This window comes from Streptomyces populi (assembly GCF_002911015.1).
Lineage (GTDB): Bacteria > Actinomycetota > Actinomycetes > Streptomycetales > Streptomycetaceae > Streptomyces > Streptomyces populi.
In genome coordinates, this window is sequence record NZ_KZ626987.1 from 1 (window position 1) to 19082 (window position 19082).

Below are 19082 nucleotides of genomic sequence, written 5' to 3' on the forward strand. Positions count from 1 at the left end.
GCATGGCACGGCTGAAGTCCTGGCAGATCTTCCGCAGATCCCGCATCAGCCCCAACCGCATGAGCGTCATCACCAAAGCCGTCCTCACCCTGGAGAAGCAACGCTGAAAACGCTCACTGACTGCGGCGTGGTCACGTCCGCTGAATATGGAGGCAGCGTCCCGGCCACGTCTTCAAACGTCATCGAGCCGCCGCACCACTGGACAAACCGATCACGCAACGCGCCCTCTAGCCGCAGCATCGCATCGTCCTGGACTCGGGTGTAAAGGCTGTAGCACAAGACGCCCTGCGCGAAGAGCTTCGTGAGTTCCTCGAACGCTCCGCGTGTCCGCTCCGGGACATCAGCGCTCAACTTGCATGAGGCAATCTGATTTTGCTGGAACCGCGCGGCGTCTCCAGGTTCCATCCGGCCCAGCCCATAGGGGGTGAAGGCAAGTGATGTGCGGTCGGCGGCCTGCAACTGTTCCAGCGACTGAATCTCCACGCGGTACTCCTCGTTGTGGGCAACAGATCAGGATCCACCATCGAGCCGCAGGCCCGCTACTTGTTTTGACTGCCTGCGCCGTATCTGTCAAGGCAGTCCGGGTCGGCACCCGCAGCCGTCAGGAGGCAGCAGTCATTTTCCACCAAACGCCGCCTTTTCGATCACCCCGCGCACAGACGTCAGCACGAACTCCGGGGATGCGATAACAAGCAAAACAGCCACTGGAATCAATGAAGCGCGAATTGCATCACGCGAAGATGCAAGAGCAGGAAAAAGCGGCAGAGTGAACGCAGCGACAACAAGCACAATCGATGGACCGACCCTCGACGCCACTCGAAGGACTCGTGATGTTGACGTGATCTCCGGCGCATGCGTGAGCAGGGCATTCCAATCATCCTCTGCAGCAGCCCTCAGCCCACCGGTAAGCGACCGGCAAATGGAATTATATTCCGCCTGGCTTCCGATCATCGCCAACTTGCTCGCATGATCCTTGAAAACAGTCGCCAAGCGCATATGCTCATCTCGAATATGCCGGCGTAGACGAAACTCCCACCAATCGGTGCGCCGAGTCCTGATTCGTGACCTTTTTACCTCACGAGCGAAAGAGAGTAGACGATACCGCAACCTTCGAGACTGTTGCCGATGTCGCCATCGCGGACTCATAACGTAAAAGTAGGCAACATCATGAATCATGCGCGCGAGAAGCAAGTCGGACCTATGTGACCAAGCCGATCCAAAACTTCTCCGATTGGAGTAGCTGTCAGCCACTAGGGCGCCGACCCCAATCAAGAGGACCACTATAGTAGGCACAGCAACCCACCAGGATTCCGCCCAGTCTTCTCCAGATCCAATAGCGGAAACAGTAGACACAGCTCCGAGAATGAAGACCGCCACGAAGAAGACATTGTGCGACGCTTTGGCTAAGTCGTGTGCCGCTTGATATTGATCACGCCGCCAAGCCCTCATGTATCGCGCTTGAATTCGACGCTTCTCCCCCTCGGTCAGATCCTTAATCTCCTGGATGAATTCCCAAATTCTATCTCGCTCGCGAACCGCCTTCTCTCGTATAATTGCGAGACCTATTTCCTCGGTAACCCTTCTAAAATTTCCAACCATCTGGGTCAAGATCTCTCCACACTTCAATCGATTCTATCCGAATCGGCGCCTTTCCGCTTTTACCCCGTATCCTGAAGACCAGAGCTAGGTAACTCTGCATCATCGGTCCGAGGCGGCCTGAAAGCAGGCATGCGGAAATGAGCGTGACCTCGCTCTATTTGATGACATCGTAGCGTCGCTACAACTCGGAACCATCGCCTTACAGGATCGCCGAGTGAACCACTAGCTGGGCAATGACGCCTCGCACCGGCGACTACATCGGGTCGTCAGAATTTGTTCCCCCAATAGCGCGCATCGCATCTTCAGCTCGCGCGATAAGCGCGTCATATTTTTCGTCGCTAAGATCAAATGGAACGCCGTGAGCAATCTTATTTCTCGCCGAAATCAGCTCATGCAGCGACTCCCGGAACTCTGAGCTCAGGCCATGCCATCGCGCATACTCATCCAACATCTCTCCTACGGGACGGGTTCGATGAGTGCGACTGATATCACGCTCTTCCAGATCCTCTCGAATGGACTGCTCGATATTAAGCCACGCATGCACGATCTCCCACTTCCGAGCATCATCGGAGGAACCCCGTGGTGACGCTTTCGCCGACAGATCTTTGGTGTCGCGATAGTAAAAGAAGCCCGCGCGGGTAGCCGTAAGGGAAATTGCCAGACCAACCACGCTGGCAACCAAGACTGCCGGATCGGCAGCTCCTGCCACAATCAAGTATCCCAGCAATCCGGCCGCGGCAAAACTCGACATCACAAGAACAAGCCGAACAACAAAATTCTTTGAAATTCGAATGTAAGCGGAGCCGGAATGTGCCAAAATCCCTTGTGCGGCTAGAGCAACGTCTCTATCTGTCACTGTGCTTGATTTTCGGCCGTCCGCATTAAGTCTTGCCTTAACGAGAACTTCAGAACGGTAGTCCTGTGTCGCCTGCTCCAACACTTCTCGGGCATTCGACGTGATTGTGTACCCGCCGGATTCGCCGCCATCTTTAGCCATCATTGCGCCCCAAGAAGAATGCAGCGATTCCAATAGTTGCCGACACGGCAAAGCCGATGGAGCCCGTGGCATGGTCGAGGTTGCCAGCAAATACGCCGGCGACAACGGAAGCCGCGTAGGAGACAAGCTGCATCGTATGCTTTAGCTTAGGAGTTCGGCGCTGAATATGCCCGCGACGCCCAAGCAGGTTCGCTTCCTGGATCATGCTATTCGTGATCATCGGGGCGCCGCCTCCAACATGGAGACTCTCCTCCAGTCGACCTGCCTCCCGGAGCACGTCCTCGCCGTACGCCTTCATGCACTCCTCGAGTGCTTGCCGAGCGGGATCCGCGAGCGAGGAGCTACTCGCAACTTCGATTGTTAGATCATCCGATGCCACAGGAAGCAGCTTAAGAGGCCGCTGCCTCCCTGTCTGGCAGATGGGCGCACCCCAAGCTATCGATGCCAGAGACACATGACCCGCCACATCACCACCAACTAAGGTTGTTGGGATGCCAGTCTGTCCCCGTTGCCTGTCAGATCAGACTGGGACGACGGTAAGTATGAGGCTGATTGCTTCTCCTTCAATGCCTCCACACGGCTGCCATCGCTCACAATGCGTATCGGTCTGCCGCTTCGTCCGGGCTGCGGCGCTGGGGCGCCGGTCCCGGCCGAGCGGCAGACAAGCAAGCGATGAGGTACAACGCGCAGCAGAAAGCCCCGCACACCAGCCGTCGGGGGAACGGCGACATGCGGGGCCATGCCGGCCAGTCGCGGGAGCCTGCTCGAACCGCGAGCGACCGGGGTCTCTGAGGCGGAGCGGTCAGGCAGCCGACGTGTGCGGGCGGGTACACCTTGCCTCATGCGGCAGCATCTCGGACTGGGTCGGCGTCTCTGCCGCAAGGCCAGACACGATCAGCTCGGCCAGTATCAGAACCGCTTCGGGCCGGACGATGCCGAGGCGTACCAGGCCGTCTCCCGACACGTTCACGTTGGCGGTGAGGCCGGGGAAGTCCGCCTCCATACCTACGGCCGTCAGTTGAGCCGCCAGAGCATCAGCGCTGCGACGGGACTGGGCCCAGCCGCGGACGTAGGGCACGCCGGGCATCAGGTTCTAGGCGCGCTTGGCGACGACTCCCCGTCGGCCAGTCATGACGCCGGCCCCTTCCCGCATAGTGTTCGGCGGCACGGTCGCCGCTCTCTTCAAGGGGTTGCAACTCCGAGGGCCCATGGGCCACCACCGCCACGGACGGACACGCCAGCTTCTCCGGCGTCCTCCTCGCCGAAGTGCCCTTCACGCAGAGCGACAGTCGTGCTGGCGCGGCCCTGCTCTGGCACGGCGTGATCACCGCCTCGCAGCTCCCGAGCAGCCTCGACCCTGCTGCCATCACCACCTCAACCGCGCAGATCCACTTCATCTGACACCCACTCCGCCGAGGAGCCGCCCCATGCTTGAAACCCTGCTGCACGACATCGACGCGCCGACCTCAACGCCTTCGCCCGCACCATGCCTATACCGGTTGACTTCGAGCTGACCCGCACGGTCACGCCAGCCCGAACGCCGCCTGAACTCCGTTAAGTTCCGCATCAGGAGCAGCAAGCGGCGCGTGAAGCAGCGAAGTTCCGCGCGTACGACGCCCAGACCGCCGTAGCCCGCCGCCCGGCTGAGAAGATCACCACCGAGGGCATGCTCCCACCTCTCGGCCAAAAACTGATCGTCGGCGAACTGGAGCAGATCCTCCTGGACGCCTCCCGCGGAACCGACGCTTCGGAGTTCGTCGAGCTGCTCGACGACGACATCGAGCGCCACGTCGAGTCGATCCACAACCACATGGAACTGGCCACCGACGAGCTCCTAGTCGACGGCAAGTCTCAATGGCGAAAGCAGCCTCACCCTGGAGGCCGGCTTCGGCATCCCGGCGCCAAGCATGCCCACTGCCGCCAAGCCCTGGTCGGACCCGACGAGCGACCCCATCGCCGACGAGCTCCGCTGGATCGAGTACCTGCGCTCGATCGGCGCCCCGCTCCCGGCCCGGGTACTCACGTCGTACAAAGCCTGCGCGACGCTGGCCGCGAACAATGCCTACCGAGCCGCGTACTACAGCAGCGTCAACGGCTCGACCACCCCCACGGCCGTCCTCGCGCCCAACGAGGTCGAGGTCGTCCGCGCCCGGTACAACCTCCCACCGATCACGGCGTACGACGTCCAGATCTCCGTCGACGACGCCTACCAGCGTGTCATCCCGGAGGACCGCTGGATTCTCCTCCCGCCCAACCCCGAGTCCTGGGCGGAGACCCAGTACGGCATCACGGCGGAATCTCTGGTCCTCTCCTCTGGCACCAACCCGGCGATCACCCGTGCGGACGCCCCGGGCATCGTCATCACCGCGGACTACCAGGACGACCCGGTCCAGGTCTGGACGAAGGGGGCTGCCGTCGCCATGCCGGTCATGTACGTCCCGGACATCCACATCACCGCGAAGGTCCTCTGATGCCGCCCACCACCCGCACAATCGCCACCGCGGCCTTCATCACCGACCCCAAGACGCACGAGACGCTGCTGCTCGCGGCAGGCACCACGGTCGCCGATCCAACCGTCGCCGAGCAGATCACGCATCCGGACGTCTGGGAACCAAAGCAGGTACAGAGCGTTGACCCCCAGTCAGCTCCCCCTCAGCATCGTGCGAAGTCCGCAACGAACGAGTCCGAGTAACCCTGATGCTCTCCGACGCCGAGTACGCATATCTGCGATCCGAGCTCGGCGACATCGTCCGCGGCGACCTTGACGTCCGCTACCAGCGCCTTGGCACAGTCGAGGCGGTAGCCGTCGAGGTCCTGCGAGAGCGCAAGGCAGCGCTGATCGCCGACCCTCTGACCGTCACGGTTCAAGAGGTCGCGACGGTGAACAACACAGAGAACGTCCGTGCTCTGGAGCGCCAGCTGGCGCTGTTGGAACAAGCCGAGGCGTCGACCTTGGCACCACAGCAGCCGACGCTGCTGGTCAGGCGTCGTATCCGATAAGGGTGCCCGCGCGAGCAAGACATACGCGGAGGCTCCCTGCCACAGTGATCCGCAACGGAACTTCGGAGAACTTCCGTTGCTCGTGAGGGGGTTCGGCCCTTCCGTGTCCCATACGTGTTGGGGCCACTTCGCGGACAGATGTCAGTGGGGTGGTCTACCGTTCAGGTACTTGCTCATGTCCGAGTCGACCAGATGGCGACGCGGGCCAAAGGGAGAGCAGGTCGAGACCCATATGGGCCCGCCGTATAGCCGTCGGGTACCGAGAGGGGGAGCTTTGCTCCAGCAGCTGTGTTGCGTGAGGATCGACGCGATGTGCCGCCTGTACGCCCTGCAGAAGCAGGGACCGCGTACGGCAACGTTTCAGGACGAGATCGATACGGCGCTCAATCTCGCCCTCGGTGAGAGGCGCACTGCCGAAGACTCGGACTACCTGTGCCGCAGCCTGCGTCGTGACGCACGGCGCACCATTAGCCGCTCCCGCGAGCGCTCCCGCGAAACGGCAGCTGGCCGCCCTCTCGCTGACGCACGCCACCGTCGCCTTACGACCTACGGGCCTGACGGCTCTCTCCACGCTGAGCTCGTCACTCACGTTACCCCGGAAGAGACCGCAATCGCGGACGAGCTCATCCAGAATCTGCAGACACGTGCGTACGCTCTCGGGCCGCACGGACCCGCGTGCCTGAACGGCCTGCTGCTCGGTGAGTCCATCGCGACCACGTCCCAGCGGGCGAAGGTGTCCGCGGCCACAGTCGAACGGGCGCGGCGTGCGCTCCGGCTGTATGCCGAGGAGCTGATCATGCCGCAGGAGTAGCCGTCCGCCGATACAGGAAGCTGAACGTCTCACGACGACAGGGCCGGCCGGGGGTCTTGTGTCCCGGCCGGCCCTCCACGGTGACCCAGCGGTAACTCAACAGCGGCAGCGTCGCCCGGCGTCATGCCGCTCGCCGAAGACCTTCCGCGTGCTGCATAGCAGTTAGGAGCATTGCGATGAACGACATCGCCCCAAAGCCCATCCCTGTAGTGCTGTCCGGTCAGGCCCTGCTGAGCCTCCGGGAGTCGGGCCACAACTTCCCTTCCGCTGTGGGAGAAGTGATCGACAACAGCATCGATGCGAAGGCCAACCAAGTTCAGATCCTCACCGAAAAGGGGCAAGTCGGACGCAAGAAGGTCATCACTGAGGTTGCCGTCATCGACGATGGCAAGGGAATGGAGGAGGAGACACTCCACCACTACCTTCAGCTCGGCTACTCCACCCGATTCATGTCGAACGATACGATCGGAAAATTTGGAGTCGGCGCAAAACTTGCTGGGCTCAGCGTTGCCATGCGCGTCGATGCCTGGTCCCGAGTTGAGGGCAGTGATCGAATCCGGCACGTCTTCTTCGACCTTGACGAGGCTGTGGCTGAAGAGAAGGCGGGAAAAGAAGTCGGAATTCAGCCGCCCGATGACGAGCCTGTTCCGCCTCACCTGCTCGCCTACTTCCCGGAAGGTTCGGGAACCCTAGTCGTATGGTCAAAGATTGATCGGGTCTCAGATGGGAATGGCAAGACGAGCCCCGACCATGTGATTAGCGAGCTCACCAAGGAACTCTCCCGAATTTTCCGTGAGTTCATTGGCGGGGGAATCAAGATCTCCGTAGATGGTGTCGACCTCAGGCCGCATGACCCGACCTTCCGGCAGAAGGGGAGTTGGGTAGATCACGTACTGAGCGAACATCTACGTCGAACTGCCAACGCTGCCTTCTCCAGCGGGGATCGCCACTTCGAACCGCAGGTCTTCTTCAGCGAGGAAGTGGAGGTGAAAGTTGCGGGTGCCAAGCATGAGATTCAGGTGACGATCACCCTCGCGCCAGCCGAGGTACTCCGGCACAGGGGCTCCGGCGGTGACAGCATGGCTAAGCAACTCCGTCTGCCTGAGAATGAACGAGCCGTCAGCTTCCTGCGGCATGATCGAGAGATCAGCTACACGAATGTGGCCGGCCTGTACCCGGCTCCAGTTGATACTCCAGATCGATTCATCGGTTTCGAAGTTCGATTCACGCCAGAGCTCGACCGATTGATGGGTGTTCGCAACGTAAAGCGTGGCGCTGTCCCCGATGACGAGCTTCGGGAGACGCTGCGAGAAATCGCGAAGAGGATCATTCCTGCCGCCCGCGCAGAGTTGCAGCGAATCTGGGGGCAGCAGAAGCGCGAGAGCGCTGAGCACGCAGGTGAGCACGCACCGATCGTCAAGGAGGTGAAGAATGCGGAACGCACCATGCCTAAGTCCCGCGTCAAGGACAAGCCCAGTCCTGCTCAGCTGGACCGCGCTTATGACGACATGGCGAAGGACGCCGGAAAGACAACGGAGGAAGAGAAGGAGGCTTACGCGCAGGGAATCGCAGACCTGCCGTTCGTGATCGAGACGGTCGATTTCCCTGGTGACCAGATCTTCGAACTCACTCACCTCGGTGAACAGACCTTCATTCGCCTCAACGCTCGGCATACCTTCTACCGGGAAATGTACGAACCTCTGAAGCAGATTGCCGATGGGGCCAACGCGGGCGGAGCAAGTGGCGTTGTTACTTCAACGGCAAAGCGGGCCCTCGAAGCGATCACGCTCCTTATCGTGGCGTATGCCAAGGCTGAGACACAGCATGCGACCCCCGATGCTCAGTACGCGGAACTAAGGAAGCACTGGGGCAGCTTCACCCAGCTGTACATGGACAAGATCAAGGATGTCCTGTAGCAGGCGTAAGCGCATCGTTGAGACTTGCGGCGGGTTCCTCGACGTTTCTAGTGGGCCGTAAGTAGCGATTGGAAATCAAGGAGTGCCGGTGCAGGGCGGGGTAGAAAACGGCGCAACCTGGAGCCAGACGTTCCCCTGGCTGAACCGGGTCGCACCCGATGCGCTTCTGTGGCTTCAGCAGCTAGGTGGACGCGCCGAATGGTGGCATGCGGAGTGCCCAGCTGAGACGTCGGCCAGGCGCTCCTCAATGGATGACGTCTTCGACCTGCTTGGCCACATCATGGCAGTGGACAAGTCTCTGGCATACGACGAAATCAATTCGCTGATCCCTGGTGTGGCGAGAAAGGCCCCGCTGGACTCTCTTTGTGTGAGTACCTCTGTACTATCCGCCCTGGCGGAGCATGGAATCCTGAGCTTTAGCACCCTCACTGCAGAGACGCCGCAGAGCATTGGCCGGATTCCTCGGATGACACGAAGGAACCAGGCTCACCTGCTCAGCGAGCTGGTGCGGATTGCAATCTCTGGCGACGGCTCGATCCAGCCCGACGTTCCTCGTGAAACTGGGGAGACGCATGACCAGGATCTGCATCGCGAACGGTCTTTTGCGATTGAGATGCTCGGGCTCGAAGCCGACGAGGTCATGTCTGTAAACGTGGCGCACCGGATTCTTACCGAACGGGGCGTGGCTGCAGGTGACTTGAACTCTTGGCTGGATTGCTGCGGACTTTCAGTCGGAGATGGGCAGTTGCAGCTTGTAGGGCAGGGCGAGAAGCAACGCGCTCACTCAGATGTAATAGCCCATAATCACCACCCGGAGATTATAGATGGAGGGGGCAAGATCGCAACTTCTGCCGCTGATCTAGAAAGCACAAATCCAGCCGAAGTCGACGACGTCCAAAACGTCAATCGCGTGCCGGCGGGGAATCAAGAGATTCGTTCTTGGGCAAGGCGCCACGGCTATGTCGTCGGAGACCGAGGACGTATTCCATCGATTGTCCACAACGCATACATTCAGGCAATGGGCAGGATTCGCCCGCCCGGCGATGTGGAGCACAACCCGGCATCGCAGGGGCAGGATGATTGCGTCGAATATGAGCCGATCGCCGCACTTCTGGACGATCTGGCGGTTGCCCTCGGAGTGAGCAGTGAGGGCATCACCCTCGGTGCGGTGCTCTCCGGCGAGATGCCGTTGCCAGCGCATGCCGCTGACATGGTTCGGAGCATCCTGGGGGCGAAGCTGGAAGAGAACGGGTGGGTGATAGATGCAATTCCAGCGCCAAATATCAGCAATCTCGATGCCCGATCCAACGGGTCCATATCGCGACGGGCGACACTCAAGGATCGTGCATGGAATGTATTGCATGAGACGGATCACCCTCTGACATCTCCATTGCTCGCCTCCAGGATGGGCGATGGTATCAACGAGCGCTCGTTGAAAGTGCAGCTCGCCAACGACTCGAGGTTCATGCGGAGCGATGTCGACTCCTGGGCTCTCAGCGACTGGGGGCTTCGTCGCTATACAGGAATCCAGAATCTGATTGCCGAGGAGATTGACAAAGCAGGAGGGAGTGCTCTCGTCGAGGAAGTGGTAGGGAATCTTACGCGAGAATTTACCGTAAAGGATGCTTCAATACGGCAAATGATGTACAAGTATCCGTTTGTTGTGCAGAGTGGAATCGTCCGCCGAGCTGTGGACGCGGAGCACCGAGAAGGGCCCGAATCTTCCGGCCAGCTGACGAGTGAAGCAGGACTCTCTGCTCATATCGATCTTGCGAAAGATCTCGGATTGGACTTCTAATGGCCGTTTCCAATGCCCTGCGTTCCATTAATTTCGCAGAGGAATACCGCAGCGATCAAGGGAACATCGTTGGCGATTTCTATGTGCCGTCTCTGAAGGTTTCAGAGTCGTACGATCGCGCCGTCGGGTACTTCACAGCCTCGGTTCTATCCGTGATCGGTGAAGGGATTGATGAGTTTGCTCGTCGCGGTGGACTAATGCGCGTAGTCGCTTCACCTTATCTCCTCCCCGAGGACATCGAGGAAATCGAATCGGGCTACTCGCTCCGGTCGGTTATGGAGAAGGCTGCAGTCCGAGACTTGGAGCGATCCGTCGAAGACCCTCGAGCCGCTAGAGGGTTGGGGAAGCTAGGCCAGCTCGTCGCGGAGGGGCGACTCGACTTTAAGCTCGCCTATGTAACTGCCGAAAACCGCGTGGGTATGTATCACGAGAAGATCGGAATATTTCGAGACGGAGAGGAACTAGTAGCTTTCAAAGGGAGCGCAAACGAGACGCGTTCGGGCTTGGTTGGAAATTTTGAGTCCATCGAAGTGTTCTGTAGCTGGGATCAGCGCGATCGCGCAAGGGCTCTGCGGATCGGCAGACAGTTTGATGCTCTCTGGGAAGACAGGACGGAGAAACTTCGGGTTCTCCCATTCACAGATGCAGCCAAGAAGGTAATTGAGCGTGTCAGCCAGGGGATTTCAGAGCTCGGTGAGCCTGACATCTTTGACTATGGTGGTGCACCGCTGACCGTCCCTGTCCAAGATAGTGCCGGCATGCTGAGAATTCCGGCTGAACTCAAGGTCCGTGAATATCAAAAGAAAGCGGTGGGCAACTGGTTTGCCCAGAGTGGCCGTGGGATTCTGCGGATGGCTACAGGCACAGGGAAGACGCTAACAGCTCTCTCTGCAGGGGCGCAGGCGGCCAAGATGTTGGACAAGGTGGGCGAGCCACTCCTCACTGTCGTGGTTGCTCCTTATCAGCACCTAGTCGATCAGTGGGCGAAGGACATTGAGTGGTTTGGGGTATCTCCGATCCGCGCCTATGAGTCGACGACATCGTGGTATGGGCAGGCATCACATCTTTTGGACTCTCTGGCGCTCGGGGCGAGCCGTGGTGGTGTAGTCATCACCACGAACAAGACATTCGGGGACCGTGCTTTTCAGTCAATCTTGAGCCGCTACAGTGGGCGCCTGCTTTTGATCGCTGACGAAGCGCACAACCTTGGTGCCAAGCACGTCAGCTCCAAGTTGCCTGAGAGTGCAGAATTTCGGCTCGGCCTATCAGCTACCCCTGAGCGCTGGTTCGATGATGAGGGAACCTCAGCTCTGACCAGCTACTTCGGCGATGTGGTCTTTGAGATGGGTATCGGCGAGGCCATCAAGGCCGGAGCCTTGTGCCGGTACACCTACACGCCGGTCATCGTTGAGCTCGACGATGAAGAGACCGAACTGTACGTAGAGATCACAGAGAAGATCGCCAGGATCTTCGCTGCCCATCAAGGTTCGGAGCAGGCAGACGAGGACAGCGTCTTGGGCGCGCTGCTGCGTAAGCGTTCCAACCTTCTGGGACACGCCCGGGCCAAGCTTCCTGCGCTCAAGAAGGAGATCGAGAAGCGTCAGGAAGACTGGTATCAGCTGCTCTACTGTGCGGAGGGTAAGCACCCGCTCTCCTACGCGGATGGCGCTCCCGATGAACCTCCACAGATCGACCAGGCCCTGGCTCTCGTGGGCAATGAGCTACAGATGCCGGCGGCTCGATACACATCGGAGACCAAACGGCCGGAACGGCGGCAGGTGCTTCAACGCTTCGCAGACCGCAAGCTTCAGGTAGTCGCCTCGATGCGCTGTCTAGATGAAGGCGTCGATGTGCCCGCCGCCCGCACCGCGTACTTGCTCGCCAGCTCGACCAACCCGCGGCAGTTCATCCAGCGACGCGGACGAGTGCTCCGCCAAGCAGCAGGGAAAACTATGGCGGACATCGTCGATTTCATTGTCGTCCCGCCAGAAGGCGCGACCGGGATGCGAGACACGACCGAGCGAGGGATGGTGGCTCGTGAACTCGCGCGGGTCACTGAGTTCGCGCACCTTGCAGAGAATGAAGCAGAAACTCTCGACATCCTTCGGCCGCTACGTATCCGCTACGGCCTTCTGGATGTCTAGCCATCAATGCATTCATATCGGATGAAGGAGCCACCGTGAGTGAAAAGAAGACGGCGCAAGAGGTGCTGGGGAAACTGTCTCCTGACGGGGTGAAGCTGGCGAAGCGAGTCGTTGAGCTCGAACGGGAGTACCTGCACATTCGGAACTCAAATGCCATCGTCGATGACATTGTTGCCGCTGTGAAGGGAATCATTAAGTGAAGCTCCTCAAGCTCACGCTCAACAACTTCCGTGCGTTCTATGGGCAGCAGGTCCTCAACCTCGACGTTGAGGAAGGGAGTCCTTCAGTACTCATCTTCGGCAACAACGGTGCAGGGAAGACCACGCTGCTCAATGCGTTTGCCTGGGCGCTGTATGGAAAGTTCTCTGATGACGTCGAGCAGCAGCAGCGAGTCATTCACGACCAGAAATGGGCAGAGACCCCGCTGGGAAGTTCGGTGAGCGCCTCAGTGGAACTCAAGTTCACGCACGCTGGAGTTACCTTCTCTGCATTGCGTGAGGTCTCTGCGGTCAAGAACAGTAACAACCAAGTACCCGTGCAAGCCACGCTTTCCCTGACTAAGATTGAGCGTGGAGAGAGCGAAGTCATTCCCAACGGTCAGGACCGTATTGAGAAGATCCTTCCCGAGGGGCTACGACGCTTCTTCTTCTTCAATGGTGAGCGCATGGAGAAAATGTTCGCCGGGGAAGAGAGTAACCATGAGGTAAAGCAGGCCATCAAGACATTGATGGATCTAGAGCCGATGGAACGGGCCATCGCCGAGCATCTGCCAGCAGCTGCTCGACGCCTCGCACGGCAGCTTCCCAAGGGGGGTGACAGCCGCCTCACCAAGCTACAGGAGGAGCAGGAGCGCCTCGAAGAGCAGCGAGCTGAAGCAGGCAAGAGGGCAGAGAAAGTCTCGGAGGAGATCAGCAGTTACGAGCGCGAAGTCAAAGCGATGGAGAAGGCTTTGCGTAGTCACTCGGAGTCGAAGCCGCTCCAGAACTCGCGCAAGAAGCTTGAGTGGCAGATCAAGGTGAAGAGCGACGAGCTGGTCTCCCGGTACTCTCGAAAGAGCGAAATCCTGTCAAAGGGTGGATTTCTTGCATTCACCTCGGGAATAGACAAGCAGGTGGTTGAGCTTGCTGAAGCGATGAGGGAGCGCCGGCAGCTACCCGCCGGTATTCAGCGAGACTTCATTGATGGGCTTATCGAGGATGGCGCATGCATGTGCGGCACCCCGGTGCCGGAGGGGAGCGCGGCCTACGCTGAACTCGACAAGCGACGCTACAACGCAGGACTTCAGGACGTTGAAGCCCGCTGGATGTTCGTCAGTGGGCAGATGCGACACCTAGGGGAAGCTCGGGAAGCCCTCCTGGAAGGTCTCCGACAAGCGACTCTTGAGATTCAGAGCTGCCAGGATGAGATCAAGCGGCTTGAGGCTGAGAAGAGCGACATCGACCGTCAGCTCCAGGGCGTGAACATCCAGGACGTGCAGAGGCTGGAGCAGAAGCGCAAAGAGTACGACGAGAAGCGGATCGACGGAATCAGCGAGCACCGACGCCTTCAGGAGAGATTTGAGGAGTTCCAGGTCGAGATCGACAAGGTGAAGCGCCAGTTCCGGTCCGCTCAGTCCGAGGACGAAGAGTCGCGGCGGGTGCAGCGCCAGGTCAACCTTGTGAACGAGGTTCTGGAAACCTTCCAGGAAGCCCTTGAACTCAAGACGGAAGAGGTTCGGGCGGAGCTCGATGCCAAGGTCAAGGAAGTCTTCTCCAGGATCTTCAGGAAGACATACGAGCCTGAGCTGACAGAGTCCTTCGAGTTGCACCTCAAATCTGCGGCAGGGGCTGCGATCCGGAGCACCGGCGAGAATCAGGTTCTCGGCCTGAGCTTCGTTGGCGCCGTTTCGGAGATCGCGAAGCTGATTCATCAGCGGAAGTCGAAGGGCGGCGGAGACATTCTCGGCGAAGGGGGTATCTACCCCGTCGTCATGGACGCACCGTTCGGCAGCCTCGATCTGGCGTACCAGAAGGACGTTGCTCAGGCACTACCCAAGCTCACCTCGCAGATCATCACTCTCCTGTCCAACTCTCAAGCGCGTGGGGAAGTGATGGAGCACCTTCAGAGATCGGCGACGCGTATGTACGTACTGCGCTCGGTGACCCCCAACACTGACGCCATGCAGGAGAGCATTGAGATCAACAACCGTGCTGTCCCCTTCGTCACGCACGGCGAGTTCGAGCACACCATTCTGGAAGAGGTGACCGTCTAATGGGGTACGAAGACCGTTTCCGACGACCGGCTACTCACGAGGACCTGATCGGGGCCTTGTCCGGCAAGGACGGCCCTTTCAACGCAATGGTAGACGTGTTGATGTTCGCTGCCATGCTGGGGAAGCGAAAGGGAAAACGGGAGCCCTTCACAAAGGCTGGTGAGCCGATCCGTCTGTCTGTCATGGAAGGGCGCCAGTACGGAGATGTGTTGATGGACATGATCGCTGTCGTCGAGAACACCGAAGATCCCAAGATCCTTGCTAACGGGCGTCAAGACGAGAGGGTCCAGATCTTTGAGGAGTACGCGAACGGTGGCCTCAATTTCATCCAGGGCGAGGTCAACTCAAGTGGCGGGAAGGACTATGTCTCGATCGTCAGCACGCTGGTGATGGACGCCTTGACCACCCCCGACGAGCGCCAGAACGATGTGTCCGAGCTGATGCAGGTGGCATCTCTGGACTGGTAGCCGAGGTTGCGTATTGCGGTGAGGAGCGAGCAGAAGCTGGCTGCTCCCTCCCCACCGCCCTGCGATGGACCAGATTCAGGAAGCCACCGCGGACTGGACGAGGCCCTCAATCGTGGTCTTCTCCTTGTCCCCGCCGAGGTAGCCGATTCCACGGTGGAGATGCACCACGAGCGTCCTGGCCACATTCTCGTCTGTGGGCTCCTCTCCATCAGCAATGCAGCGCTGCTTGAGGAGCGCCAGGTAGAGGTCGCGGTGTTGCCCAGCGAACGTCTTCCAAGTCATCTCGACGTTGGAGTCTGTGACGATGTCCTTCACCAAGGGCGTCGACGGGTCCTGGAGGGACAGGGCGAGCGCCCAGCGGCAGAGAACGTTCCACTGGGGGATGCCGGTGGAGGCGGGGCGTTTCAGCCAGACCAACCGGTCCTTGGCCGGCTGGGACAGGCGGACGGTGTCAAGCGACATGGGAGGCTCCTGCATTCCACCAGTAACCTTCGACGACCTTGGTGGTGAAGTCCGTGTCGTCGTGGGCCAGCGTGTACATGTGGGCAACGGACTTCTTCAAGCGGCCCAGCAGGTACTCGTCGATCTCTTCGTCTGTTGACAGGAGAAGGACCTGGTCGCTGGCGTAGGGGAAGTAGCGATCAACTAGGTGCTCCCGATGTCGGCTGTCCAGGCGGCCGAGCGGGGTGTCGATGACGCTGGGCAGGCGGTTACCGGCGACCTTCATCAAGCCCCATAGGAGAGACACTGCCAGCAGTTGCCGCTCGCCTGCGCTGAGGCGTCCTGGATCGATTGCCTCGCCCTCGCTGTCGGACAGCGTGAGCGTGAACTTGTCGGTGTCGATTCGAAGGTCATGGACCAGCCCTTGCTTCCGCATGAGCGCTTTGAAGCTCTGCAGAACGGCGACCTCTAGGCGGCTGATGTGGCGCTCGAGGAGCGCTTCGCCGAAGCGCTCGAGAGTGCCGCGGGCCTTCTCCGAGTACTTGATGATGCGCTCAACCTCTTCAGCCTTGACCTTGGTCTGGACGAAGTTTTTGTGAGCTCGTTCAAGGGCAGCAGCGACGTGTTCACGGCGCCGCTTCAGTTCCGCGATCTGCTGCTCATCACGCTCCATACCGCCCTGGATGCGAGTGACGTTCTGAGCTTGCTCATCACGTGCTCGCTGGAGCGCTTCCACCTTGCTCTGCTCCGGCACGCCGGCCAGCTGGCGGTCCAGCTGATCCAGTTCCTCGGCTGCGGACGCAGCCTGCTTCAGAAGCTCGTTCGCTCGGTTTGTGTCACGCGCGAGGCCCTCGTCCAAAGCTGAGAGCTGAGCCAGAGCGTTGTGGGGAAGACCGAGGTTCACTGTGAGAGCGGTCGACTTCGAGCGCTTGGCTCTGTCCTGCTCCAGCTTCTTCATCACCTCGCCCCGGGCGTCTTCCGGCACCAGTTCGAGCAGCCATGTATCGCGCTCAGTCAGCACGTCGAGAACCTGGCTGGCCTCCGCGGCCAAGGACTCCTGCTTGGCCTGCTTCCGAAGTTCCTTCACCTGAGGCGCCATGAGTAGGAAGGGAAGCGGACCGGCAGCAAGTTGTACCAGCGAGGCGCGGAGGTCAGACAGCTGGCTGGCGACTCGATCGCGTGCTGCGGTTAGCTCCTGGCGGCGCTCAAAGAGACCGCCGCCTTCCTTCCTGAACGCTTCTTCCAGGCTGCCCAGTTCGCGCTCTGCTTCCCTCAGCGTCTTGCCGCGGGCAGCCCGTTCTTGCGCTGCCTGGTCCAGTTGCTGTTGGACAGAGGCGAGTTCCTGTTCCTGGTCATGGATATTGTCCATGAGGTGCTGCTCCTCATCGGACAGCTTCTGGCGGCGTTGCAGGGCGAGGAGGTCGGTGCGGAGCTGTTCGACCGTGCTGACGCCAAGCAACGACTGCACCGCCGATTCAATGACCGTGGCTGCGCGCTCCGGGTCGGCAAGGGATTCGATCTTCTCCCCATCGAAGAAGGACAGAGATGCGACTTCCAGCGGGAGGAGGTCCTCGACATGGTCGGCCCATCCCTCGCTGAGGATCCGGCTGAACTTTGGGTCAGCCTTCGCGCGACGCGAGTTTTGGATCTTGCTGCCGTACTCCTCGTCGACGAAGACGTTGAGGAACTCCCTCAGCGATTTGCCGCTGACGTGCCAGCTGCGGACGACCTTGTAGTAGTGCTCCGTGGCATCGACCGTGACGGTGAACTCCAAGGTGATCGACGATCCGCGGCTCGGGTCGTGCCGGCGGTTGATGCTCTCGCGGAGATAGGTGTCGTATGCCTTGTTGCCTCGGCCGCTGCACCTCGCGCGAGGGCCGTACAGAACCAGCTGGATGGCATCGAGCAGGGTCGTCTTCCCGCAGCCGTTGAGACCACCGATCAGGATGATCGGACGCTTGTTCTTCACGCTGAGGTCGAGAGACTGCTTGCCTCGGTATGCCCCGAATTCTTCGAGGGTGATCTTATGCAGGAGCATCGATGCTGGTTTCGTCCTCGAAGGTCGGGTTGGTCTCTACTTCTTTGCGCCACTGCTTCTTGCGCTGCGCAAAAGCGAAGGCGTCGTCTCGGCCCTCGTAAAAGCCCTTCTGGACAGCCGATTCGAGCGCCTGGAAGAGCCCGGAACGGCGGGTCATGGTGCGGTACTTACGCTCCACAGCAAGCAGCTCTCGCACCATGTCGTAGTGCACCTGGTCGTCGCCGCAAATATCCTTGAGGAGCTGCATTTCGTCGGCGCCCATGACGAGTTGCTCATCGAGGGGGCCGCCAGGGAAGTCTTCGCCCGTTGCTTGCTTGTAGATCGTCGGCACGCTGTCTTCGACCTCATGCTTGTCAAAGACCCAGATGCGGCGGATCTCGTGCAGCTCGTCGAGCGTGATCAGCTCGATATTACGGACGTGCTCGGGGGCCTTCGCTCTGATCCAAGTCTGAGCTGAGAGGAGGTCTTTGAGCCACTTCTCGCGAAAGTCCTGGAGGTATGGGCCGTGGACGACCACATCCTCGCGATCGCTGCGGCGTGTGAAGAGGTTCACCTGCCCGTTCATCCGGCGGAAGTCGCGCGCGTCCCTGTCCGGGCGGGGGTGCGGGAGCTTCTTGCCTGGCTGGTAGTCGGGGTCGTCCTTGTCCTTGACCAAGCCGAAGGGCGAATCGAGCTTGTCTCGCAGCTCGAGGAGGGGGAGCATCCACTCCTTCTCCTCGTCATTCCGGATCATGGCAGTCATGGACTTGTCCTGCTCGACCAGGGTGCAGGTCCAGCAGCCGAAACGACTGGAGCCGCACGACGGGGTGGTCGAGTCGACGACGAGCGGACACTCGCCGTCCTCGGAGGCGCCCTGGTACATGCTGAGCAGGTCGTGATTGTTGTAGCCCCAGGGGTTGGGCTTCTGCATCAGGAATTCCCACACGTCGTCATTGGTCCAGTCTTCGACCGGGCTGTAAACGAGCGAGTTGGGCAGGTTGGCATTAGGTGAGAGGCGGTCCCGGACACGGCGCTTCTCGTGCTTCTCCATCGCACGGGCGCGAGCCTGGCTCTCCGTCTTCCTGATACCGAGGACCATGATGGCCTCGCCGTGAGCAGCCACGACCTCACGGATGAAGGAGTTCGAGGGCTTGATCTTCAGGCGCTCAGTGCACCACCGGAACTTCGGACGCGGGGCGGGGTAGCCGCGACCAATGAGGTTGACCCAGAAGGTGTCCTTGATCTCCGGGGTCAGCCGGTGAGGCTGGATGGGAAGGTTCTGCGCGGTGGCGGCCTTCTCCATCGTCTCCAGGGAAGTGGTGACCCACGCTGCGACCACAGGGTTCTCGACCAGGGTGTCCGTACTGATGACGTGCACCGCCTTGGCCAGCTTCTCGGCCGGCAGTTCTTTGAGCGCAGTCCAGACCAGCTGCAAGACAGCAGTGGAGTCCTTGCCGCCGCTGTAGCCGATGACCCAAGGAACCTCGTCCGCGGTGTACAACTCGCGGATCTCCTCGGCGAGCTCGTCGGTCACCTCGTCGAGCGAGCGGCCGTCGAATGGCAGACGCCGGACGGAGGGGATGCCAAGAGGCAGAGGGATGGTCATGCGTCGCCTCGCAGGTAAGCGTCTTCCACCCGCTG

General features: G+C 60.1%; 19 protein-coding genes and 1 pseudogene. 11 read left to right on the forward strand and 9 right to left on the reverse strand.

Translation table 11 applies throughout. The annotated features are described in order from the left end of the window. Positions 1-107 (forward strand): annotated as a pseudogene (locus CW362_RS38765) (IS5/IS1182 family transposase); the annotation flags it as partial. Here CW362_RS38765 and CW362_RS38770 read toward each other — a convergent pair. The 6 genes from CW362_RS38770 to CW362_RS45070 form a co-directional block, all read right to left on the reverse strand. Continuing rightward, complete coding sequence (locus CW362_RS38770) at positions 85-483, reverse strand: hypothetical protein (protein ID WP_103554285.1); 399 nt, start codon at positions 481-483, stop codon at positions 85-87. The pseudogene CW362_RS38765 and the gene CW362_RS38770 overlap by 23 nt on opposite strands. 132 nt (positions 484-615) lie before the next feature. Then, entirely contained in the window at positions 616-990 is a 375-nt protein-coding gene (locus tag CW362_RS43595) for a hypothetical protein (protein WP_162684371.1), read from the reverse strand. Between the two features lie 862 nt (positions 991-1852). Next, the gene (locus CW362_RS43600) at positions 1853-2599 is read right to left on the reverse strand and encodes a hypothetical protein (RefSeq protein ID WP_162684372.1); all 747 of its coding nucleotides are present in this window, start codon (positions 2597-2599) and stop codon (positions 1853-1855) included. Next, positions 2589-2801 (reverse strand): hypothetical protein, encoded by a 213-nt coding sequence (locus CW362_RS38775; protein WP_162684373.1) that lies wholly within the window; start codon positions 2799-2801, stop codon positions 2589-2591. The genes CW362_RS43600 and CW362_RS38775 overlap by 11 nt, the downstream gene beginning before the upstream one ends. A gap of 597 nt (positions 2802-3398) precedes the next feature. Continuing rightward, the gene (locus tag CW362_RS45065) at positions 3399-3599 is read right to left on the reverse strand and encodes a hypothetical protein (protein ID WP_240658277.1); all 201 of its coding nucleotides are present in this window, start codon (positions 3597-3599) and stop codon (positions 3399-3401) included. A 390-nt stretch (positions 3600-3989) separates the two neighbouring features. Further along, positions 3990-4400, reverse strand: a complete 411-nt coding sequence (locus CW362_RS45070) for a hypothetical protein (RefSeq protein ID WP_240658278.1) — start codon at positions 4398-4400, stop codon at positions 3990-3992. Between the two features lie 103 nt (positions 4401-4503). Between CW362_RS45070 and CW362_RS45075 the strand changes: the two genes are divergently transcribed. The 10 genes from CW362_RS45075 (at position 4504) to CW362_RS38825 (ending at position 14983) form a co-directional block, all read left to right on the forward strand. Next, entirely contained in the window at positions 4504-5067 is a 564-nt protein-coding gene (locus CW362_RS45075; RefSeq protein WP_240658279.1) for a major capsid protein, read from the forward strand. Beyond that, complete coding sequence (locus CW362_RS38790; RefSeq protein ID WP_103554287.1) at positions 5067-5288, forward strand: hypothetical protein; 222 nt, start codon at positions 5067-5069, stop codon at positions 5286-5288. Before CW362_RS45075 ends, CW362_RS38790 begins: the two co-directional genes overlap by 1 nt. 5 nt (positions 5289-5293) lie before the next feature. Next, on the forward strand, positions 5294-5596 hold the full coding sequence (locus CW362_RS38795; protein WP_103554288.1) for a hypothetical protein: 303 nt from the start codon (positions 5294-5296) through the stop codon (positions 5594-5596). 274 nt (positions 5597-5870) lie between these two features. After that, complete coding sequence (locus CW362_RS38800) at positions 5871-6407, forward strand: hypothetical protein (protein ID WP_240658280.1); 537 nt, start codon at positions 5871-5873, stop codon at positions 6405-6407. Between the two features lie 176 nt (positions 6408-6583). Then, positions 6584-8323, forward strand: coding sequence for an ATP-binding protein (locus tag CW362_RS38805; RefSeq protein ID WP_103554289.1), 1740 nt, complete (start codon positions 6584-6586; stop codon positions 8321-8323). Positions 8324-8570: 247 nt separating this feature from the next. Continuing rightward, a complete protein-coding gene (locus tag CW362_RS38810) occupies positions 8571-10121 on the forward strand; it encodes an Lsr2 family DNA-binding protein (RefSeq protein ID WP_206301204.1) in 1551 nt (516 codons plus the stop codon). Next, positions 10121-12265, forward strand: coding sequence for a DNA phosphorothioation system restriction enzyme (locus CW362_RS38815; protein WP_103554290.1), 2145 nt, complete (start codon positions 10121-10123; stop codon positions 12263-12265). Before CW362_RS38810 ends, CW362_RS38815 begins: the two co-directional genes overlap by 1 nt. A gap of 35 nt (positions 12266-12300) precedes the next feature. Next, the gene (locus CW362_RS43605; RefSeq protein WP_162684374.1) at positions 12301-12465 is read left to right on the forward strand and encodes a hypothetical protein; all 165 of its coding nucleotides are present in this window, start codon (positions 12301-12303) and stop codon (positions 12463-12465) included. Beyond that, on the forward strand, positions 12462-14516 hold the full coding sequence (locus CW362_RS38820) for an AAA family ATPase (RefSeq protein WP_103554291.1): 2055 nt from the start codon (positions 12462-12464) through the stop codon (positions 14514-14516). The genes CW362_RS43605 and CW362_RS38820 overlap by 4 nt, the downstream gene beginning before the upstream one ends. Then, on the forward strand, positions 14516-14983 hold the full coding sequence (locus CW362_RS38825; protein WP_103554292.1) for a DNA phosphorothioation-associated protein 4: 468 nt from the start codon (positions 14516-14518) through the stop codon (positions 14981-14983). Before CW362_RS38820 ends, CW362_RS38825 begins: the two co-directional genes overlap by 1 nt. A gap of 75 nt (positions 14984-15058) precedes the next feature. On the opposite strand, the gene dndE is transcribed toward CW362_RS38825, so the two are convergent. The 3 genes from dndE to dndC are packed head-to-tail and all read right to left on the reverse strand — an operon-like array spanning position 15059 to position 19047. Then, positions 15059-15445 carry a DNA sulfur modification protein DndE gene (gene dndE, locus CW362_RS38830; protein WP_103554293.1) on the reverse strand — a complete coding sequence of 129 codons (387 nt, stop codon included), beginning with the start codon at positions 15443-15445 and terminating at the stop codon, positions 15059-15061. After that, positions 15435-17462 carry a DNA sulfur modification protein DndD gene (gene dndD / locus CW362_RS38835; protein ID WP_103554294.1) on the reverse strand — a complete coding sequence of 676 codons (2028 nt, stop codon included), beginning with the start codon at positions 17460-17462 and terminating at the stop codon, positions 15435-15437. Before dndD ends, dndE begins: the two co-directional genes overlap by 11 nt. After that, complete coding sequence (gene dndC, locus CW362_RS38840; RefSeq protein WP_103554295.1) at positions 17449-19047, reverse strand: DNA phosphorothioation system sulfurtransferase DndC; 1599 nt, start codon at positions 19045-19047, stop codon at positions 17449-17451. Before dndC ends, dndD begins: the two co-directional genes overlap by 14 nt. Between the last annotated feature and the right edge of the window lie 35 nt (positions 19048-19082).